The 445-nt window shown below is 59.8% G+C and carries 1 protein-coding gene and 1 pseudogene; both read right to left on the bottom strand.

What is annotated here, in order from left to right:
- Nucleotides 1-191 (bottom strand): annotated as a pseudogene (locus tag ACM6IM_RS08625) (electron transfer flavoprotein subunit alpha/FixB family protein); the annotation flags it as partial.
- 2 nt (nucleotides 192-193) lie between these two features.
- On the bottom strand, nucleotides 194-445 hold a 252-nt coding region (locus ACM6IM_RS08620), incomplete at its 5' end, for an electron transfer flavoprotein subunit beta/FixA family protein (protein ID WP_414864852.1).

Raw genomic sequence — 445 nt, 5'->3', positions numbered from 1 at the left:
GCGGCGTTGTCAGCATTCAGGACTTTGCTCACGCCCGCGATTTTCGCAGCGGCTTCAGCCACGGCGCCCGCGCCCTGGCCGGCGACCAGAACGTGGATGTCGCCGCCGATTTTGGCAGCGGCAGCCACGGTGTTCAGCGTGGCCGGGGCCAGCACTTTATTGTCGTGTTCAGCGATTACCAAGATAGTCATGATCAGATTACCTTCGCTTCGTTTTTCAGTTTCTCGACCAGTTCAGCCACCGACTTGACCTTGATACCCGCGCTGCGTGCAGCAGGCGCTTCGACTTTCACGGTCTTGTTGGTGGAGGCGGTGGAAACGCCCAAAGCGTCCGGAGTCAGCGTCTCGAGAGGCTTCTTCTTGGCTTTCATGATGTTTGGCAGGGACGCGTAGCGCGGCTCGTTCAAACGCAGGTCGGTGGTGACGATGGCCGGCAGTTTCAGGGA

It is taken from the genome of Pseudomonas sp. IT-P12, assembly GCF_949767465.1.
Taxonomy (GTDB): Bacteria; Pseudomonadota; Gammaproteobacteria; order Pseudomonadales; family Pseudomonadaceae; genus Aquipseudomonas.
The sequence above is the reverse complement of the archived record's forward strand: the minus strand, read 5'-3'. Positions and strand labels throughout refer to the sequence as shown.